General features: G+C 56.2%; 14 protein-coding genes. 4 read left to right on the plus strand and 10 right to left on the minus strand.

Going from position 1 to position 15,789, the window contains the following annotated elements; all coding sequences use genetic code 11:
• The 5 genes from NE637_RS13585 to NE637_RS13605 form a co-directional block, all read right to left on the minus strand.
• The coding region (locus NE637_RS13585; protein ID WP_256267759.1) for an O-fucosyltransferase family protein at window positions 1–616 on the minus strand (616 nt) is incomplete at its 3' end.
• A 137-nt stretch (window positions 617–753) separates the two neighbouring features.
• Window positions 754–1,365: a hypothetical protein gene (locus tag NE637_RS13590; protein ID WP_227118979.1), complete on the minus strand. Its 612-nt coding sequence runs from the start codon at window positions 1,363–1,365 to the stop codon at window positions 754–756.
• A gap of 83 nt (window positions 1,366–1,448) precedes the next feature.
• Entirely contained in the window at window positions 1,449–2,390 is a 942-nt protein-coding gene (locus tag NE637_RS13595; protein WP_215646735.1) for a glycosyltransferase family 2 protein, read from the minus strand.
• A 374-nt stretch (window positions 2,391–2,764) separates the two neighbouring features.
• Window positions 2,765–4,156 carry a glutamate--tRNA ligase gene (gene gltX, locus NE637_RS13600; RefSeq protein ID WP_215646737.1) on the minus strand — a complete coding sequence of 464 codons (1,392 nt, stop codon included), beginning with the start codon at window positions 4,154–4,156 and terminating at the stop codon, window positions 2,765–2,767.
• A 133-nt stretch (window positions 4,157–4,289) separates the two neighbouring features.
• Window positions 4,290–6,311, minus strand: coding sequence for a hybrid sensor histidine kinase/response regulator (locus NE637_RS13605; RefSeq protein ID WP_256267760.1), 2,022 nt, complete (start codon window positions 6,309–6,311; stop codon window positions 4,290–4,292).
• 271 nt (window positions 6,312–6,582) lie between these two features.
• On the opposite strand from NE637_RS13605, the gene argB reads away from it, so the two are divergent.
• Window positions 6,583–7,365, plus strand: coding sequence for an acetylglutamate kinase (argB, locus tag NE637_RS13610; protein ID WP_192112159.1), 783 nt, complete (start codon window positions 6,583–6,585; stop codon window positions 7,363–7,365).
• Window positions 7,366–7,524: 159 nt separating this feature from the next.
• Here the strand turns inward: argB and NE637_RS13615 are convergent, their stop codons facing one another.
• The 4 genes from NE637_RS13615 to NE637_RS13630 all read right to left on the minus strand — a co-directional run bounded on the left by NE637_RS13615 (window position 7,525) and on the right by NE637_RS13630 (window position 11,925).
• Entirely contained in the window at window positions 7,525–8,157 is a 633-nt protein-coding gene (locus NE637_RS13615) for an HD domain-containing protein (RefSeq protein WP_227118983.1), read from the minus strand.
• Between the two features lie 179 nt (window positions 8,158–8,336).
• Window positions 8,337–10,484: a clostripain-related cysteine peptidase gene (locus NE637_RS13620; RefSeq protein ID WP_227118985.1), complete on the minus strand. Its 2,148-nt coding sequence runs from the start codon at window positions 10,482–10,484 to the stop codon at window positions 8,337–8,339.
• A 64-nt stretch (window positions 10,485–10,548) separates the two neighbouring features.
• On the minus strand, window positions 10,549–11,361 hold the full coding sequence (locus NE637_RS13625; protein ID WP_227118987.1) for a tetratricopeptide repeat protein: 813 nt from the start codon (window positions 11,359–11,361) through the stop codon (window positions 10,549–10,551).
• Between the two features lie 12 nt (window positions 11,362–11,373).
• Window positions 11,374–11,925, minus strand: coding sequence for a hypothetical protein (locus tag NE637_RS13630; RefSeq protein WP_227118988.1), 552 nt, complete (start codon window positions 11,923–11,925; stop codon window positions 11,374–11,376).
• Window positions 11,926–12,451: 526 nt separating this feature from the next.
• On the opposite strand from NE637_RS13630, the gene NE637_RS13635 reads away from it, so the two are divergent.
• The 3 genes from NE637_RS13635 to NE637_RS13645 all read left to right on the plus strand — a co-directional run bounded on the left by NE637_RS13635 (window position 12,452) and on the right by NE637_RS13645 (window position 14,985).
• Window positions 12,452–12,742 (plus strand): HdeA/HdeB family chaperone, encoded by a 291-nt coding sequence (locus tag NE637_RS13635; protein WP_227118990.1) that lies wholly within the window; start codon window positions 12,452–12,454, stop codon window positions 12,740–12,742.
• A gap of 60 nt (window positions 12,743–12,802) precedes the next feature.
• Window positions 12,803–13,144 (plus strand): hypothetical protein, encoded by a 342-nt coding sequence (locus NE637_RS13640; protein ID WP_192112155.1) that lies wholly within the window; start codon window positions 12,803–12,805, stop codon window positions 13,142–13,144.
• Window positions 13,145–13,554: 410 nt separating this feature from the next.
• A complete protein-coding gene (locus tag NE637_RS13645) occupies window positions 13,555–14,985 on the plus strand; it encodes a helix-turn-helix domain-containing protein (RefSeq protein ID WP_227119359.1) in 1,431 nt (476 codons plus the stop codon).
• A gap of 77 nt (window positions 14,986–15,062) precedes the next feature.
• On the opposite strand, the gene NE637_RS13650 is transcribed toward NE637_RS13645, so the two are convergent.
• Complete coding sequence (locus tag NE637_RS13650; protein WP_227119358.1) at window positions 15,063–15,536, minus strand: rhodanese-like domain-containing protein; 474 nt, start codon at window positions 15,534–15,536, stop codon at window positions 15,063–15,065.
• Between the last annotated feature and the right edge of the window lie 253 nt (window positions 15,537–15,789).

Below are 15,789 nucleotides of genomic sequence, written 5' to 3' on the forward strand. Positions count from 1 at the left end.
ACCTTGCCTTTTCATTCAACTTTGAGGGTGTTGCACTTGCAAGTTGAATCCGCCAAATTTTGAAGGCGCGTTCAAAATACCGTGGGGTAAGAACCTCATGCATCGAGCCGATGTAGTCGCCGCGCCGTACGTGCACGGCTACCGACATTGGCGCGGCATGTATGGCTTGCAGCATGTCCAGGTTGCTCTCTTCCACCGCTGGCGCAAAGACATAGGCCTCGCGAATTTCTTTTTCCGCGCTGGTTACATACTGTGCATTGACATAATAGCCGCCGAGGTAGGTGGGCTGCTTCAGGGCAAGTATGTCAGGATCAAAATTGCAAATGCTGTCGGGATACCGATTGAGAGCTATATGAAAGAACAGGCGTTCGTTTTCAGAAGGCAAGCGCAGATTGATATTGGTAAAAACGCTGTTTAGGATAAAAAACCTGTTTTCGACCCCGCGTATATCTTTGGCGTAATGGCGAAACCAGGACAAATCATGTTTTACCGTAAAGGAACTGCCTTTCCCCACAGCCAACGAAAGGGCGTATTGCCACATCTGACTGCCCAGGCCACCGTCCACCTTTACAAGTGCCATACGCTGGATAGCGGCTACATCGATCGAAAAAGACATTGCGGCTCCTTTATGCGCAATCACCGTGAGTTGCGGGCATGAGCAAGGATGCGGTCAAAAAAAGAGCTATCAGCCCTGCCATACCGACAGGTCGCCTTTCCCAAACGGTGCCAGCCCAAAAGCAGTTCTGCGCAGGCCTACCGGTTGTCAAACTGATGCCGCTGCACGCATAGAGCCACTTCTGCAAAGGATACTGGCGTCTTGCGCTCCAGAATGACGGCGGTATCGGCCTCTTCAACCACGTCAAAATACTCAAGCAGCACATGGTAATACTCACGGGGCGTAAAATCGTGCACCATGATCAGCGGCGTTTTCTCCCTGGTGCGCAGCAGCAGCTGCAAGGCGCAGGCAACCCGGAACCGTCCGTCCACAAGCACAAAATCCAGCTTTGAGGCGTCAACGGCATCCCATATGGCCTGATGGTAGTTAAGCCACGCCACGACAGGCTCATGCGACAGGGGAAACCCCCATTCGCCCGTTGTCCCTATCTCTACATGAAAGGGACACCAGCGCCGCGCCTTGGCCCATTCCCGCAGGGTGCTGTTGCCCAGCAGCATGCGGTTTATCCACTCCCGGTCAGATTCAACGCTGATCAGCTGCCGTACGCCTTTTTTTGCAAAAAAGGCCGAGCTTCCGCCAGCCCCGAATTCGAGAATGCAGCCATCCGGCGTATATTTGTCCATGAGGGCCACTTCGGCTTCGCTCATCTGGGGCTGCAAGCTTTCCTGGGTAGGAAGAGTGGTATCCATCTAATACCTCACTGCGCACGGTTGCGGCAGGCGCCATGCCCTGTTCTGACCCGTGAGTTCCATCGGTGCAGCCCCCGTCATTGCTAATGATCCCACTTTTGCAGCCGCCACAGGTGGGGCTGCGCCAGATGCGGACTGCGCTGCATGGCGGCCTCAAGCCGACCATACAACAGTGCATTGAACAGATCAGGCGAAAAAAGTTTTCTGGTTGCGTTGGCCATGCGCAGGGTGACAGCCCAATCCACAAGCCCAGACATATCTTCAGCGGTTTCAACGGGGGCGCCGCCATACAGATGGCGGTGATGCCTCATCAGGCGGTTACCAGGCGCAACGCCCAGTGTCTGGAACACCTGCATCTGCGCCCTGAAGGCATACTGCGCCTGCTCTGTGCTGCGCGCCGTGGAAATCTGGGCGTTATGCCTGCGATAAAACCCGAGCACATCATCCACATTGGCAAAAGCCATCTGCGGATGACGCAGAAATATCCTGAGGTAAAGCTCGTAATCCAGAGCGCAGACCATTTTTTCAGAGTACTGTATGCCGAGGCGGGAAAAAAGATCCCCGTCAAAGGTCACAAAAGGATGCGCCATCGGCGCTTTGAAAAGCAAGTTGGCCTTGATGCTTTCTGAATCAAGAGGCAGCCTGATAAGCCCGCCCTCACCGGATGGCAAAAACGCCACAAAATGGCACCCACAGATACCAATATCGGGGTTTGCCTGCATGATCTGAAGCTGCTTTTCCAGGCGCTGTGGAGCGCAGATGTCGTCCGCATCCATATGCGCCCAGTACCGCCCCCGGCACTGGGACATAAGCCGGTTGAGGCTGCGCGCGATGCCCTGCCCCTCCATATTGCGCAAAACCTGCACGCGCGGGTCCTGCACGCCCATCATGACGTCGTAGGTTTTGTCGGTGGAGCCATCATCCAGCATGAGCAATTCAAAATCGTCAACCGTCTGGTCGAGCATGGAGCGCATGGCCTGCTCCACATACTCCTGCACATTGCGGCCTGCAGCAAAAAAAGACACCAGCGGTCTGCTGCTATGGCTCGGGCATGGCGCGCCCGCAACATCCTCGCCCTGTAGATCCGGCATTATCCCCCCCCCTGAAAAGACGCAAGGCCGCAAAGGCACTCTTTTCCACCTTCCCTTGCATGCAATCTCGATACCAGCGCGGATGGGCAAGCTTGCCGTTTCAGAAGAAGCGTCCGCTTCAGGCAACCTGGCTCAGGCGCGCAGCGCATGGGGGCAATGCGGAAGGCCCATCCTGAGGGTAACATACGCCCATTCTGCTGCACGAGGGTACCCGGCAATAAAAAACCGGATACCCTCGCCGCTCAAATCAACCCGGGCACTTGTGGCAAAACTGCCCGTTGCGCGAGGTTTTGACTATAAAACGCCTGTTAGCCCATAGCCCGTTGCAGCCGGGCAAGGGTTTCCTGCTTGCCCAGAAAGGCCATGATTTCATTGAGGTGCGAACCGCCCATAAAGCCCATGAGGGCCGTGCGCAGGGGCGGGGCCACTTCCTTGAACTTCAGCCCGTTGTCGGCCACATAGGCGTTGAGCGCGGCCTCAAGGGCTTCAGCGGTAAAAGGCTCGCAAGCGGCAAAAACAGCCGAGAGGGCCTGCAAATGTGCCTTGCCCGCATCGGTAAAATGCTTGGCCGTATCCTTCTCCACATAGCTGAGTTCTGCGGCAGGCACCACCAGCGGACGGAAGGCCTCGCCCAACGCCTTGAGGTTGTTGGCCCGCTCGCGGAACATGACGCACAGTGGCTCAAGCTTTTCCTGCGGCAATGCGCCAAGCCCGGCCTCTTCCACAAAGGGGGCAACCAGCGCCGCCAGTTCGGGCAGGGGCAGCTCGCGCATAAAATGGGCATTGCACCATTCCAGCTTGGCCGGGTCAAAGGCCGCGGCGGCAGGGTTCAGGTTGGTGCCGTCAAAATATTCGATCAGTTCTTCCTTGGTGAACAGCTCCTGATTGCCGTGCGACCAGCCAAGCCGCACCAGGTAGTTCACCAGAGCCTGCGGCAGCAGGCCGTCCTGCTGATACTCAATGACCGCCCGCGCGCCGTGGCGCTTGGAGAGCTTTTGCCGATCCGGGCCAAGAATCATGGGCACATGCCCAAAACGGGGCACGGGCAGGCCCAGAGCTTCATAAATAAGAATCTGGCGCGGCGTGTTGGAAACGTGGTCGTCGCCGCGAACAACATGGGTGATGCCCATTTCGTAGTCGTCCACCACCACGGCCATATTGTAGGTGGGCATGCCGTCAGCGCGGCGGATAACCATGTCGTCCAGCTCGGTGACATCCACGGCTATCTTGCCCTTCACCAGATCGTCAAAAACCACCTTGCCCGCCACAGGCGCCTTGAGGCGCACGCAATGGCCCTCGCCGGGGCCGAGATTCCGTTCGCGGCAGCGCCCGTTATAGCGCGGCTTGAGGCCGTTCTGGCGGGCTTCTTCGCGCATGGCTTCCACTTCTTCCGGCGTGCAGGAGCACCAGTAGGCGTGGCCTGTTTCCAGCAGCTTGTCCACATAGCGGTTGTACACATCGGCCCGCTGGGTCTGGTAGGTCAGTTCGCCGTCCCAGTCCAGCCCAAGCCAGCGCATGGAGGCCAGGATGGAATCGGTATATTCCTGCTTGGAGCGCAGCAAATCAGTGTCTTCAATGCGCAGGTGAAAACGTCCGCCGGAGTGGCGGGCCAGAAGCCAGCAAAAAATGGCGGTACGTGCGCCGCCTATGTGCAGATGCCCTGTCGGGCTGGGTGCAAATCGGGTTACCACTTGAGTCATGTTGCTTTCCTTGAAACTGGCGTTGGGGGGAAGGTCGCGCATGGGCGGCTGAGTGTCAAGAGCCGCTGCGCAAGTGCAGGAGGCTTTGCCCCTTTCGGCAAGCCAGCTGCCGCCCGCAGAGCATCAGACATTTCTACTCTGCCGGGCCTCGGCTGAACTGTTTGAGTGTGCGCCGCAGATCGGCAAGGTTAACGGGCTTGGTCAGGTGCGCGTCCATGCCTTCCTGCATGCTGCGTTCCGCATCGCCCCGCATGGCATAGGCCGTCATGGCGATAATGGGCACGGTTTTGGCCCCCGGCAGGCTGCTGGCCCTGATGGCGCGCGTGGCGGAATAGCCGTCCATAACCGGCATCTGCACATCCATGAGGACAATATCAATCTCCGCGCTCCGCTGGTTCCAGATTTCCACGGCCTCCTGCCCGTTGACGGCAGAAATGCAGGTTATGCCCATGTCTTCCAGCAGAACTTCCATGATCTCGCGGTTAATATCGCCGTCTTCGGCCAAAAGTATCCGCAGGCCCTGAAGCGATACGGCTTCCTCCCCGCTGCTTTCTTCTGCCTGTTCCTGCGCGCAGTCTTGGCTGCAAATGGCAAAGGGCAGCTCCACACGGAAAACGCTCCCCTGACCCGGCTCGCTCTGCACGGAAATGCTCCCGCCCATGAGGGCTATCAGGCGGCGGCATAAGGAGAGACCAAGCCCAGTGCCGCCAAATCTGCGGGTGATGGACGTATCCGCCTGCGAAAAAGGCGTAAAAGCGCGGGCCAGTTCATCGGACGACATGCCAATGCCTTCATCGCTCACAATAAAGGCCAGCCGCGCCTTGCCGTCACTTTGCTCCAGCAGCTCCACGGCCAGACGCACCGTGCCGCGCTCGGAAAACTTCAGGGCGTTGCCTCCCAGATTCAGGAGAATCTGCCGCAAGCGCAGGGCATCACCGGAAAGCACTTCCGGCACGCGAGGATCCATGCGGCTCTCAAGGTTGAAATCCTTGAGCTTGTGCCCAACCTTGGGCCGCAGCAGAGACATGACCGACTCAAGTTCCTTGCGCGGCTCAAAAGGCAGATTTTCAAGCTCCAGATGGTTGGCCTCAATTTTTGAAAAATCCAGCAGATCGTTGATGATATCCAGCAAGGATTCGCAGGTTGCATGGATTTTTTCCACATAATCCCGCTGCTGGGGATTCAGAGGAGTGTTGAGCACCAGATGCGCCATGCCCATGATGCCGTTCATGGGGGTGCGTATCTCGTGGCTCATGTTGGCCAGAAAAATGCTCTTGGCGGCATTGGCGGCTTCAGCGGCCTCCTTGGCCTCGCGCAGGATGCGTTCGTGCTGGCGCGCCTCCGTCACATCGCTGACATAACCGGCAATGCGCAGCACTCCCGGCCCGCTCACAATCTCATAGGCCAGGGCATACCAGCGCAAGCCCTTGCGCGGGTGGGCAACCCGCAAATCCAGATGCTCCTGCCCGCCAGCCGTCCACCCTGCGGGGTTGCACAGTTTGCGCCACTTGGGCTGATCCTCGCTTACAATGCGCGAACCCATGATCTCAAGTCTGTCCGCCGTGTTCGAGGCCGTATTGATGCCAAACTGCTCATAAAAAACATCGTTGCCAGTAATATCCAGACCGGAATTTTCGAGACGCGCTATCTCAAAAACTCCAAGCCAGCCCAGGCGACAGGCCAGCGAAAGCCGCACAAGCCCCTCGCGCAGGCTCTGATGCGCCTCGTGCAGCTCCGTCATATCCTGATGATAGCCGACAACCCGCACAACATCATCATGATCGGCGCTGATGCGCCGCCCGCCGCAGCGCACAGGCACCAGCCCCCACGTGGGGTGGTTGTACTGGTAGCGCACCTCGTGCATGGCGGTGTCTGCAATAAATTCGTCATGGATGGCCCAAAGATGGGGACGGGAGCGGGCATCAACCCTGTCCACCCAGAAGTTGAAGCATTGGGCGGGGGTCATTTCTTCGCTTGCACCAAGCAGGCGCAGGGTCACCGGATTGGCAAGCATGGATATATGGCCGGTGTTTCTGTCGATATCAATGACCCACAGCCCCACATTGGCCGCAGCCAAGGCTTCGCTGTTCCAGTCCTCGTTTCGGGACGCGTCTTTTGCAGCGTTTTTTGCGGCCATAATTCCCCCGTTTTCCATTGTACCATCCATAGCTGTTTTGCTACTCCAAGACAATGCCGGGGAGGGTTGGCGCTGCCCAGAGGCCAACTAATTTGCGCATGGCACAAATCAAAAATTATTTGCATCGCCACGCACTTGTCACACGCGACTCTTGCAGGGCGGCGCACAGGGTGCTAGTGCTTCCAACTGTAAACCAAGTACGCAATACTGATGAAAGGCCCGCGCCTGCGCCTGTGCGCGAACGAGGCGGAGCAGCCTTTCCGGCCCAGACGGCCAAAGGATCAAACAGATGAAAAACGCTACAGTCGTTATCAAATACGGCGGACACGCCATGGACAAGCCCGAACTCAGTTCGGCCTTTGCCGCAGACCTTGCGCAGCTTACCGAACAGGGCATGGGCCTTGTGGTGGTGCACGGCGGCGGCCCGCAGATTTCTGCCCTGCTCAAGCGCCTGAATATTGAGAGCCACTTTGTGGACGGCCTGCGCGTTACCGATGCCGCCACCATGGAAGCTGTTGAAATGGTGCTCTGCGGGCAGGTGAACAAGGCCGTGGTCAACGAATTTACAAGTCAGGGCGTGCGCGCTGCGGGCATTTCAGGCCGCGACGGCGGGCTGTTGCGCGCAAGGGTGAAGAATCCCGCGCTCGGCCTGGTGGGTACAGTGGAAGCTGTGGATCCAGCCCTGCCCCGCTGCCTGCTGGGAGGAGGTTTTGTGCCCGTGGTGGCCCCTGTGGCCTCCGGCCCGGACGGCGAAGCCCTGAACATCAATGCCGACACCGCCGCAGGCGCGCTGGCAGGGGCCATCGGCGCGGAATATTTTGTGCTGATCTCCGATGTGCCCGGCGTGCTGGATGCTGACGGAAGAATTATTTCCAGCCTGAACCGCAAGGAAATCCAGAAGCTGCGCGAGACCGGAGTCATCACCGGGGGTATGATCCCCAAGGTGGAAGCCTGCCTCAACGCTCTGGATGCGGGCTGCCAGCGCGCTCTCATTCTTGACGGGCGTTCGCCTTCAAGCCTGCGCCGCTACCTGCTTGACGATGCCCCGCTTGGGACGGTGGTCGCCAACTAGGTGATGTAACCGCAGGATGTATTGCGGAGAAAAGGCAGGCCGCCAGTTAAGAGGCCTCCCTGCTCCTCTCCGGCAAAGTATCAAGAAAGGCCCGAGACCGGATAACGCGGCACTGCGCCGCCCGGTTTCGGGCCTTTCATACTCCTGAAAATCAGTTTTTTAGCGACCTCGCCGCACCCACCATTCCCGCTCAACCTGCCCATACCACCAGCGGTTGTGATCCGCACGCAGCACAGCCTCTGCCACCTGCTGCGCCGCAGGGCTGCGCAGACGCTTTACCGCGCTTTCCAGCCACTGGGCGGCAAAGGCATTGCCCTTGTCCAGTTCGGCCTTGAGGTTGCAGATAAGATCAAGCTGGTCGGCATCGTGCGCCAGAATGGCCTCACGGCTGGCTTCTTCCGCCAGCTCGTCCCAGAGGGGCAGCACGTCATCCTCCAGCCCGGTTCCGTCCACGCAGTCTTCCAGCGCCTTGCGGGCCTGGCACTGCGCATAGCGGTGGTTCACGTAGTTCAGATCGCCCGTGCGGGCCTCATGCAAATCATGGAACAGGCAAAGATACGTCACCCGCGCCGGATCCATGTCGCACATGCGGGCCAGCACATAGCCCATGACGCTCACCCGGTAGGAATGCTCGGCCACGTTCTCCTGCCCGGTGCCCAGAAAGGCGTAACCAGTGCGGGGCGTGTGCCGCAGCATGCCGACTTCGTTAAAAAAATCCGCAAGCCGGTCAAGCCGATCCGTGCTCACGTCCATAGCCGGGAAATCACCGTTGTTGCTCTTGGATTCACTCATGCCTGTTCAATACCGATCCCGACGGCCTGTGGCAAGGTTGGCGGCGCAGATGGGGAATAGACGAAAAACGGCTCCGGCGACCCAAGGCCAGCACCCTCAAGACCCCCCTTGCAGCTTGGCGCTGGGGCAAATTTATCAGCATGGAAAGATTGCAAAACTGCCCATTGCGGCTGACCGTGTCAGTTGCTGTAAACGGCCATGCCATCCTTCACTTCAATGGTGACGATTTGCGATGTGGCGGCATTGTTCTGCACATCTGTCATTTCAAACATGAACATAAACTGCCCGTCGCCCATGTCTGTATCTGAAAAAACAACTTTTTTGCCAAGGGTAAAGGTATCCACCTCCACCTCCTGAAACTCTCCGTCTTCGTCATCCATGTGCATGGCGAGAAGGATTGTGGTCACCTTGTCGCCAGCCTTAAGCCTGATAAGCGCCTTGTCGGTCATTTCGCCTTCTTGCACACGACGAGCCCCGAGGATTTTGTATTCCTTTTCCCCAAAATCATAGACGACAATGAGGTTGCAGCGCACTCCGTTCAGTTTGATGGGCACAACATAGTGGTTTACCCCGTCATCCTGATGCGTGATCTCAAGGAACACCAGATGGTCGTCCAGGGCTGCCCACTTTCCCTGAAAATTATCCTTGAACACACCTTCAGCCCAGTCAGCTTCCATATCTGCATCCTTGCCCAGCAGCATGATCAGGTTGTCTTCAATGCTGTAGTAAGCAAGGTAGAACTGTACGCTATCCAGAAATTTGACGCGCTCGGGGCCAAGATTGAGCAGCGCCTCGCCGCCATCGCCGACTGTTACCTCAAAATCCTCAAGCGCGGTGATATCCAGCGGCCCCAGGGGAACCACCGATGCAACAACGGCGCTGGCGGCCTGCCCCAGCAAAGCCGCAACACTGCCTGGGGATTGACCGTCAACACTCTGCCCGCCAAGGATGGCTGACAATCCCGATTGCAAGGGCGCCCACAAGGATTGGGCACTCCCCTGCGCCTGGGGCGCGGGCAAAGGCAATGGTGCGACAGGGGCCGGTGTTCCTTCCGGGATGTTTTCTTCCCGTTCAAGGGCGGCAGAGATATCAGCAGAGATGCGTTCAAGGTGTTTTACGGCGCTGTCCGTATCCAGAAAACCCAGTTGAAGCCCGCTCAGAATCAAAAAAGTGGTGATGTTGCCCGCCCGCATCATGCTGGAAAAACCAGCCTTGCCGCCGTCAAACGGATAGTAGCAGGACAGACCGGAAGGCGACCGGTAGGGGCCGTGAACCGTATAGACCACCGCTTCGCCCAGAGCATCCAGAAAATACGGAGCAAACTCGGGCAAGGCCGTTTTCAGCCGCCGCACAAGGGAACCAAGGTCCACCATATTGGTGTAGCCTTCCGAACGCGAGTTCACATAATTTTCAGAGGCCTTGGCCTGCCTGCCGTAGGCGGCGTAAAAGCTGTCGTCATCCATGGCGAGGGAAACAGCTTCAAGGCCGAGCGCGTTGTAGGCAAGATTAACAAAAGGGATCCTGGCAAGGTCAACAAGCGAAAGAGTGGCGTTTCCTGCTGTCTCCGCCTCTTTGCAGCCGTCAAGATAGGTATTGCAGATAGCCTTGCCCAACGCTTCCGCGCTTATGGAGGTATTTGCCCCAAGAGCGTTCATCCATTCCGTGTACTGCCAGCCATTGGCTGGCTCCACCTCTTGCGAGGCCACCATGTACCGGGCAAACCCGCTTACAGCGCTGGCTGTGTCCAGCGTAGCCATCAGGCAGGCGTCAAAGCCGATGATTTCAAATGGCGGGCGGGCAACAGAGGCCGTATACACCTGCTTGAAGGAATTATTGATTTCCTTGAGGGACAGGGCGTCAAATGCATAATTCTCGTCATTGGCTACGCCGCCGATGCTGCCGCCGCCGTGATCCCAAAAAATGAAAACCTGATGATCTGCGCTGTAATTTTCTTTGCAAAAGGCAAGAAAGGAGGTCAGCGTTTTTTCATCCCCCATGCTTGCCTGCGGCAGCTTTGCCACCGGCTCAAGTTTTCCTTTATGGTAAAGGTAGCGGCCGATATTTTTGGGGCTGATGCCCGGCCTGTGCCATTTGCTGGCTCCCCCGGTCTGAATGACCACCTTTACATTATCCGGCAGGCGAGCCTTGAGCAGCTCTGCCAGATCGGCAGAGGCCGCGCCGTCTTCTGACTCAAGATTGCTGCCGCAGAGATACCAGTACACAGCCCACGTTTCTTCAGCACGGGCTCCATAGGGGCAGGCAAAGAGCAGCAACATTGGCAAAACGCAGACTGCGCATTGGAAGTAGCGGATACTGTTTTTCGGCATAAGGATCGTGCTGAAAACAAAGTTACAGGGTCACACTGCCAGAAAACAAAGGCTTTCGAAGCAGTCAAAAGGCATCAAGACGGGCCTGCGCGTCAGCATCGCCCTGCCGGGCGGCCTTACCGTACCAGTAAAGGGCTTTTTCCCTGTCATTGTCCAGGCCGTCCCCTGTCTCATAGCTGCGCGCAAGGTTATACTGGGCGGTTGCATAGCCCTGTACCGCCGCCCGCAGAAACCAGTTGGCGGCGGCATGCGCATCGCGCGGCATGCCTATGCCCTTGCTGCAAAGAATGCCGAGCATGTTTTGCGCCTGGGGGTAACCAAGTGCGGCAGACATACTGTACCAATACACGGCTGCGGCCTTGTCTGCGTTTACCCCCAAGCCATCCTCAAGACAGCCTGCAAGCCTGTATTGGGCTTCGGCATGCCCCTGTTGCGCGGCCTTGTGCAACAGCAACACCGCCTGTTCAAGATTCTGCGCTACGCCAAGGCCAAAAAAGCAGCGCATCCCCAAGGCAAACTGGGCTTCTGCCCGGCCTGCTTCTGCCGCTTTTTTAAACCAGATCACAGCCAGAGGGTCATCCTTGCACAGGCCGCGCGAACCTCTTTCATACTGCCGGGCAAGCCAGAGCTGGGACTCGGCATCGCCGTGCTGCGCCTGCTCATAAATCTGCTCCATGCTGTTGCACGATTTGGCGGAGCATACTGGAGAGTTGGCGGCCTGCCCCGCTCCCCAGCCAGGGGCATTCCGCATTGGATCCATGGATGCGAACGATACGCTATCCCTGGCAGGCACCGAGGCCGCGCACAAACAGGCCGAGGGGCCAGCCGTCCCCAGAAAACCAGAAATAACAGCAAGGCAAACCACAGTGCCGCGCATAAGTGTCACCGCTTACAAAAGCACCAGCGGAATGCCCACCTGAATCAGCACGGCCAACAACAGCGCCGCCCAGTGCAAAGGGCCAAGCGCGGCAGGCGCTGTCCCCTTCCATATGGACAAAAACCCCTGCAGCGTGCGCTTGAGAGTCCAGACAAGGTACAGGAGTGTGGAGCCGCACATAAAGGCAACCAGAGCCTTGCTGCCCGGAATCGCCCAGAACTGACGCAGCATTTCCAAAGGGGGCTGATCCCCGGTGGATAGTTCATCAAGCTTTGCCATTACTACGGGATCATTGCCCATCCATCCAGCCACCCCGACGATGCCGCCAATCCCCACAAGAGCAAGCACCAAGGCAAGCCACACGGTATTCACCTGCCACCGGGCATGAGCGCATTCTGCCTGCATGGCTCCCTTGCGGGCCTGTCGGCGCTGGTAATAGCCAAGGGCCAAAGCGCCAAGGCCAGCCCACAACAACAGACTCCAATAAAGTGAAAAAGAAAAAATAAGCAGCAGAACATAGCCCGCCCAGATCATGCCACTGACGTGAGTGCTGGAATCTTTCATCGACTGTTCTCCATAACTAGATTTTCAATGCGTGCGGCATTGACGCAGAATTCCAGCAGCTTTTTCCTCCAATTGGTCGCAAAACGGTATCACCCGAAGAGACCTTTGTGCAAAAAAATTTGTCACCCATGTGGGTGATGTGTCCGTTCAGCCATCACGGCAGTCGAATGCGCTGCCCGGAAAAAGCTCTGCCGGGCAGGCGCTCGAGCGCAAAGCAGAGGATTATCGCAGCATCCACGCTGCGGCTGTGAATCGTTAACTCTCTTAAATATAATTAATTTTTTTATGCACCACGCCATTATTCACCCCCAGGGGTGAACAGCAATCGGCAAAATCGAACATTAAGGTGATGTGCAGAGCTCTGCCCAAAGTGTAGGCCTGATCGGGTTGTTGAGGCCATCAGGGGTTCGCTGCGCCCTGCACTGGAATAGGCTTTGCGTCCAGGCGCTGACATTCCCCAGCACCGCACGAATATCTTCGGATAATTGGGGTCATGGTTAAATATCAATCGAAGACGGAGGAAGTAATGAAAAAGTATATGTTGGCTGCACTGACTGTTTTTATGTTGGGCACTGCTCCCTTTGCGGCACATGCAGCAGAACAGGATGTGGCAAAAATCACCTGCAAGGACTTTCTGGCTGACAAGCAGAACATAAGCATGATGGTGATGTGGATTGACGGTTACATGAGCGGCAAAAGCGGCAATACCTCCATCAGTGATCAGTGGATGGAAAAGCTGGGCACCCACCTGGGCACCTACTGCGCAAAAAACCCTGCCAAAACCATTATGGACGCCATCGAAGCCGTACCCGAATAACCACTGCCGACTTCAGCACACGGCACGCCACCACACCATGGACCACATGGAGATAATTATATGAAACGCTTCATCCTTTCTTTTGCCGCAGCGCTGATGCTCTTTGGTTTCAGCGCTGGAGCAGCCCTTGCACAGGAAATCGTTGTCGCCAATGGCACAGGATTTACCATCCAGCGTCTTGGCCTTGTTGACTCCAATGCAGGCGGCAACGCTCAGGATCTTTTGGGCAATGACACGCTTGCCAATGGCGAAGGCCTGAAGATCAACATCAGCGGCAGCCCCAAGGGGTGGGAACTGATCGCCGTGGACAGCGACGGAGGTCAGGTGAACTGGCAAAACCTCGACCTGAGCGGCGTTAAGAAAATTACCCTGCGCGGCGATGGATCTGCGGAACTTGAATAAATGTGATGTCGCTTACGTGCCAGCATTCCAGCAATTTTTGCAGGACTAGCTGATCCCGAGGCATGCACAGCCGGTGACAAAAGCCCCTGTCAGCTTGAGCGGGCCACAGATGTCGCATGGCTTGAAGAGGAAGGTACCCGAACGCTTGTTCGGGTACCTTCCTTTGCTCTGTTTTCCTGTCAATCCATATAGTTCTGTTGCAGCACTTCGCCGAAGTTTACTGCGGCCTCACGCTGAAAAAAGCTTTCGGGCAACTTTCCGCGAGGGCCAGATGGAATGATGCAATCAATATCGAATAACACGTATACGAATTTGCTATTGACCCATAATAAATGTGGTGTTCTTTTAGGGGGTAGTGCAATTGCAACTGACTATCTGATGACAAGCCACGCTGACATTTCGGAGAACCAATGGAATCAGGCAAAAAGGGATTGCCAGTCATTTCCGGCATAGGCATTGCCAGCCTGCTGGCAGCCCAGTTTGTAATTTTTCTGGAAGGCCGGGGACTTGGCATTGTATCTTTTTCCCTGCAAAACGCGGTTGCCGGATTTTGCGGCGGCATAATTCTGGGTGGGCTGCTGTTTTCCACATGGCTCCCCAAACGCTTTGGCGCCCCGTGCGCTGTGGCCTTGACCATGATGGGCGCACTGCTGTGGGCGGGCAGCATATTCCAGAACAATGCCATTTACTCTTACGGAGCCTGTTTCTGGGGCGGGGCGGTTCTGCCCCCGTTGCTCAAAAATTTCTTTGCGCGCAGTTCATCACCCGGTTTTCATCTGGGCGTTGCCTTTGCTGTTGGGGATTTTTTCTGGCTGTTTTTATACATCTTTCCCCTTTCAGATGAATCGCTGCAATGGCTTATGCTGTGCCTTCAGTTCGTGAGCGGCGGCATGGCGGCCACTTGCCTGTTTAAAGAGCAACCGCCAGCAGAAGGCTTGGAAGTTGTGCGCAAGTCAGACAAACTGACAGTAATTTCACTCAGATACCTGACTGCCATCGCCTTTATATTTTTTCTGCTAAACGCCTTTATTGACATCACATTTTACAGAGTTCACAGCCAGGCCTTTCCCATCCCCGCCCAGGTGCACCTGTATACGTGGCTGGCCTATCCCATTGTTGGCGTGCTGATTGACAAGTACGGCACGGACATGCGCCTGTTACTCTTCTGCATTGGCGGGGTAATTTTATCCCCGACCCTTGTGATCATCACAGAGGGAACAGTCATCTACTGGATCATTTATGTGATTGATCTTGCGTGCCGTGGCATTGCGCAATTGTACTTTCTGCTGGTTTTCGCTCAGATCGGCAGGCACTCTCCCCGGCGCGGCCTGATTTCTGCCATTCCTTACCTTGCAATGCTTATGGCTTTTTTGTGCGTATACCGCTTTGTGGAGCACTTTCCCGGTACAGTGCCGGTTGCATTCTGGTGCCTTTTTCTCACTACGGCCTTCAGCTATGTCAGCTCCCGCATCCAGTACGCCCTGACGCTTTCCGGGGTATCAAAAACGCCCACAGCGGACGGCGAAGACAAAACAGAACACAAAGCCTTCACCCCGCAGGAATCACACAAAAGCGAACGCTGCCGGGCAGACAGCATCGCTGATTTTGCCCTGACATACGGTATTTCTTTGCGCGAACGGGATGTTTTGTGTCTGATTCTGGAGGGGTGCGATACGTCTGCCATTTGCGGTCGGCTGCATATTTCTGAAAACACGCTCAAAACCCACATCCGGCAAATATTGCGCAAGACGGAAACGCGAAACAGGAACGCTCTGCTGGTACTCTTTTTCAATGAAGAAAATATGGAAAAAGAAGCAGAGGCGCGGCTTGAGAGTTTTTAGCCTTCAGGTTCTCAGGCAGTCAGGGCAGCGGGCCTTATTTCTGTAGCGTGCTGTCGCGACGACAGGCGGGCTTGTCCTTACTGGCCCGACTGACCTTCTTTCTGCAAAAATGAAAAATGCAACTGCCCCGCTGCATAACGGACATTGTTGATGTCTGGGCGCAACCGCCTGAACAGCTTGTATGCCTGAAGCGCCCTGTAGCCATACTGACAGTGCAACAGCACAGCAGAATCCTGCGGAATATTTTTTACCAAATGCTGAAAAGCATATAGTGGCATGTTAACGGCGTTTGGAAGATGCCCATCTGCAAATTCTTTTTGACTGCGCACGTCGATAATAATCAATTTTTCCGTCTTTAAAACATATTCACGAGCCGCTTCTGGCGACAAGGCCATTGACTCACCCGCGCTGTTGCTCGTTGGCGCTGAAAATTTCCAATAAATACATGTTTCCGCACATGCAATAACAAGCAGAGCTGCAATAATTTTCAGTAGCCGCCTTGTTCCATCAGCACCATGATACAAGGCAATGCCGTCTCCTGCTGTTCTCATTGAAAACCTCTCTCCAACGCCTTACCGCGCGGCATTCATCAGTGCAACTCGCCATGTCCATTGATTTTTCAGGCCAATCACCCAAAAACGACCTCAGAGGGGCACGCCGTCAGGGTGCAAAGCCCGCCCGCCATCCGCAACTGATGCTCGGAGGGGTGTTATACACTTCTTCCTTGCCCACGCGCAAAAGAATTCAGAACCCACATTCGTCTAGTGATCGGAGGAATTTTGTGCGCTGACAAGGCCCGCAGGG

The sequence above is a fragment of the Desulfovibrio desulfuricans genome, from assembly GCF_024460775.1.
GTDB lineage: Bacteria > Desulfobacterota > Desulfovibrionia > Desulfovibrionales > Desulfovibrionaceae > Desulfovibrio > Desulfovibrio desulfuricans_E.

Coding starts and splice junctions, on each gene's coding strand:
- NE637_RS13590 (WP_227118979.1), bottom strand. CDS start 1,365: ATGGATACCACTCTTCCTACCCAGGAAAGCTTGCAGCCCCAGATGAGC.
- gltX (WP_215646737.1), bottom strand. CDS start 4,156: ATGACTCAAGTGGTAACCCGATTTGCACCCAGCCCGACAGGGCATCTG.
- NE637_RS13605 (WP_256267760.1), bottom strand. CDS start 6,311: ATGGAAAACGGGGGAATTATGGCCGCAAAAAACGCTGCAAAAGACGCG.
- argB (WP_192112159.1), top strand. CDS start 6,583: ATGAAAAACGCTACAGTCGTTATCAAATACGGCGGACACGCCATGGAC.
- NE637_RS13615 (WP_227118983.1), bottom strand. CDS start 8,157: ATGAGTGAATCCAAGAGCAACAACGGTGATTTCCCGGCTATGGACGTG.
- NE637_RS13620 (WP_227118985.1), bottom strand. CDS start 10,484: ATGCCGAAAAACAGTATCCGCTACTTCCAATGCGCAGTCTGCGTTTTG.
- NE637_RS13625 (WP_227118987.1), bottom strand. CDS start 11,361: ATGCGCGGCACTGTGGTTTGCCTTGCTGTTATTTCTGGTTTTCTGGGG.
- NE637_RS13630 (WP_227118988.1), bottom strand. CDS start 11,925: ATGAAAGATTCCAGCACTCACGTCAGTGGCATGATCTGGGCGGGCTAT.
- NE637_RS13635 (WP_227118990.1), top strand. CDS start 12,452: ATGAAAAAGTATATGTTGGCTGCACTGACTGTTTTTATGTTGGGCACT.
- NE637_RS13640 (WP_192112155.1), top strand. CDS start 12,803: ATGAAACGCTTCATCCTTTCTTTTGCCGCAGCGCTGATGCTCTTTGGT.
- NE637_RS13645 (WP_227119359.1), top strand. CDS start 13,555: ATGGAATCAGGCAAAAAGGGATTGCCAGTCATTTCCGGCATAGGCATT.
- NE637_RS13650 (WP_227119358.1), bottom strand. CDS start 15,536: ATGAGAACAGCAGGAGACGGCATTGCCTTGTATCATGGTGCTGATGGA.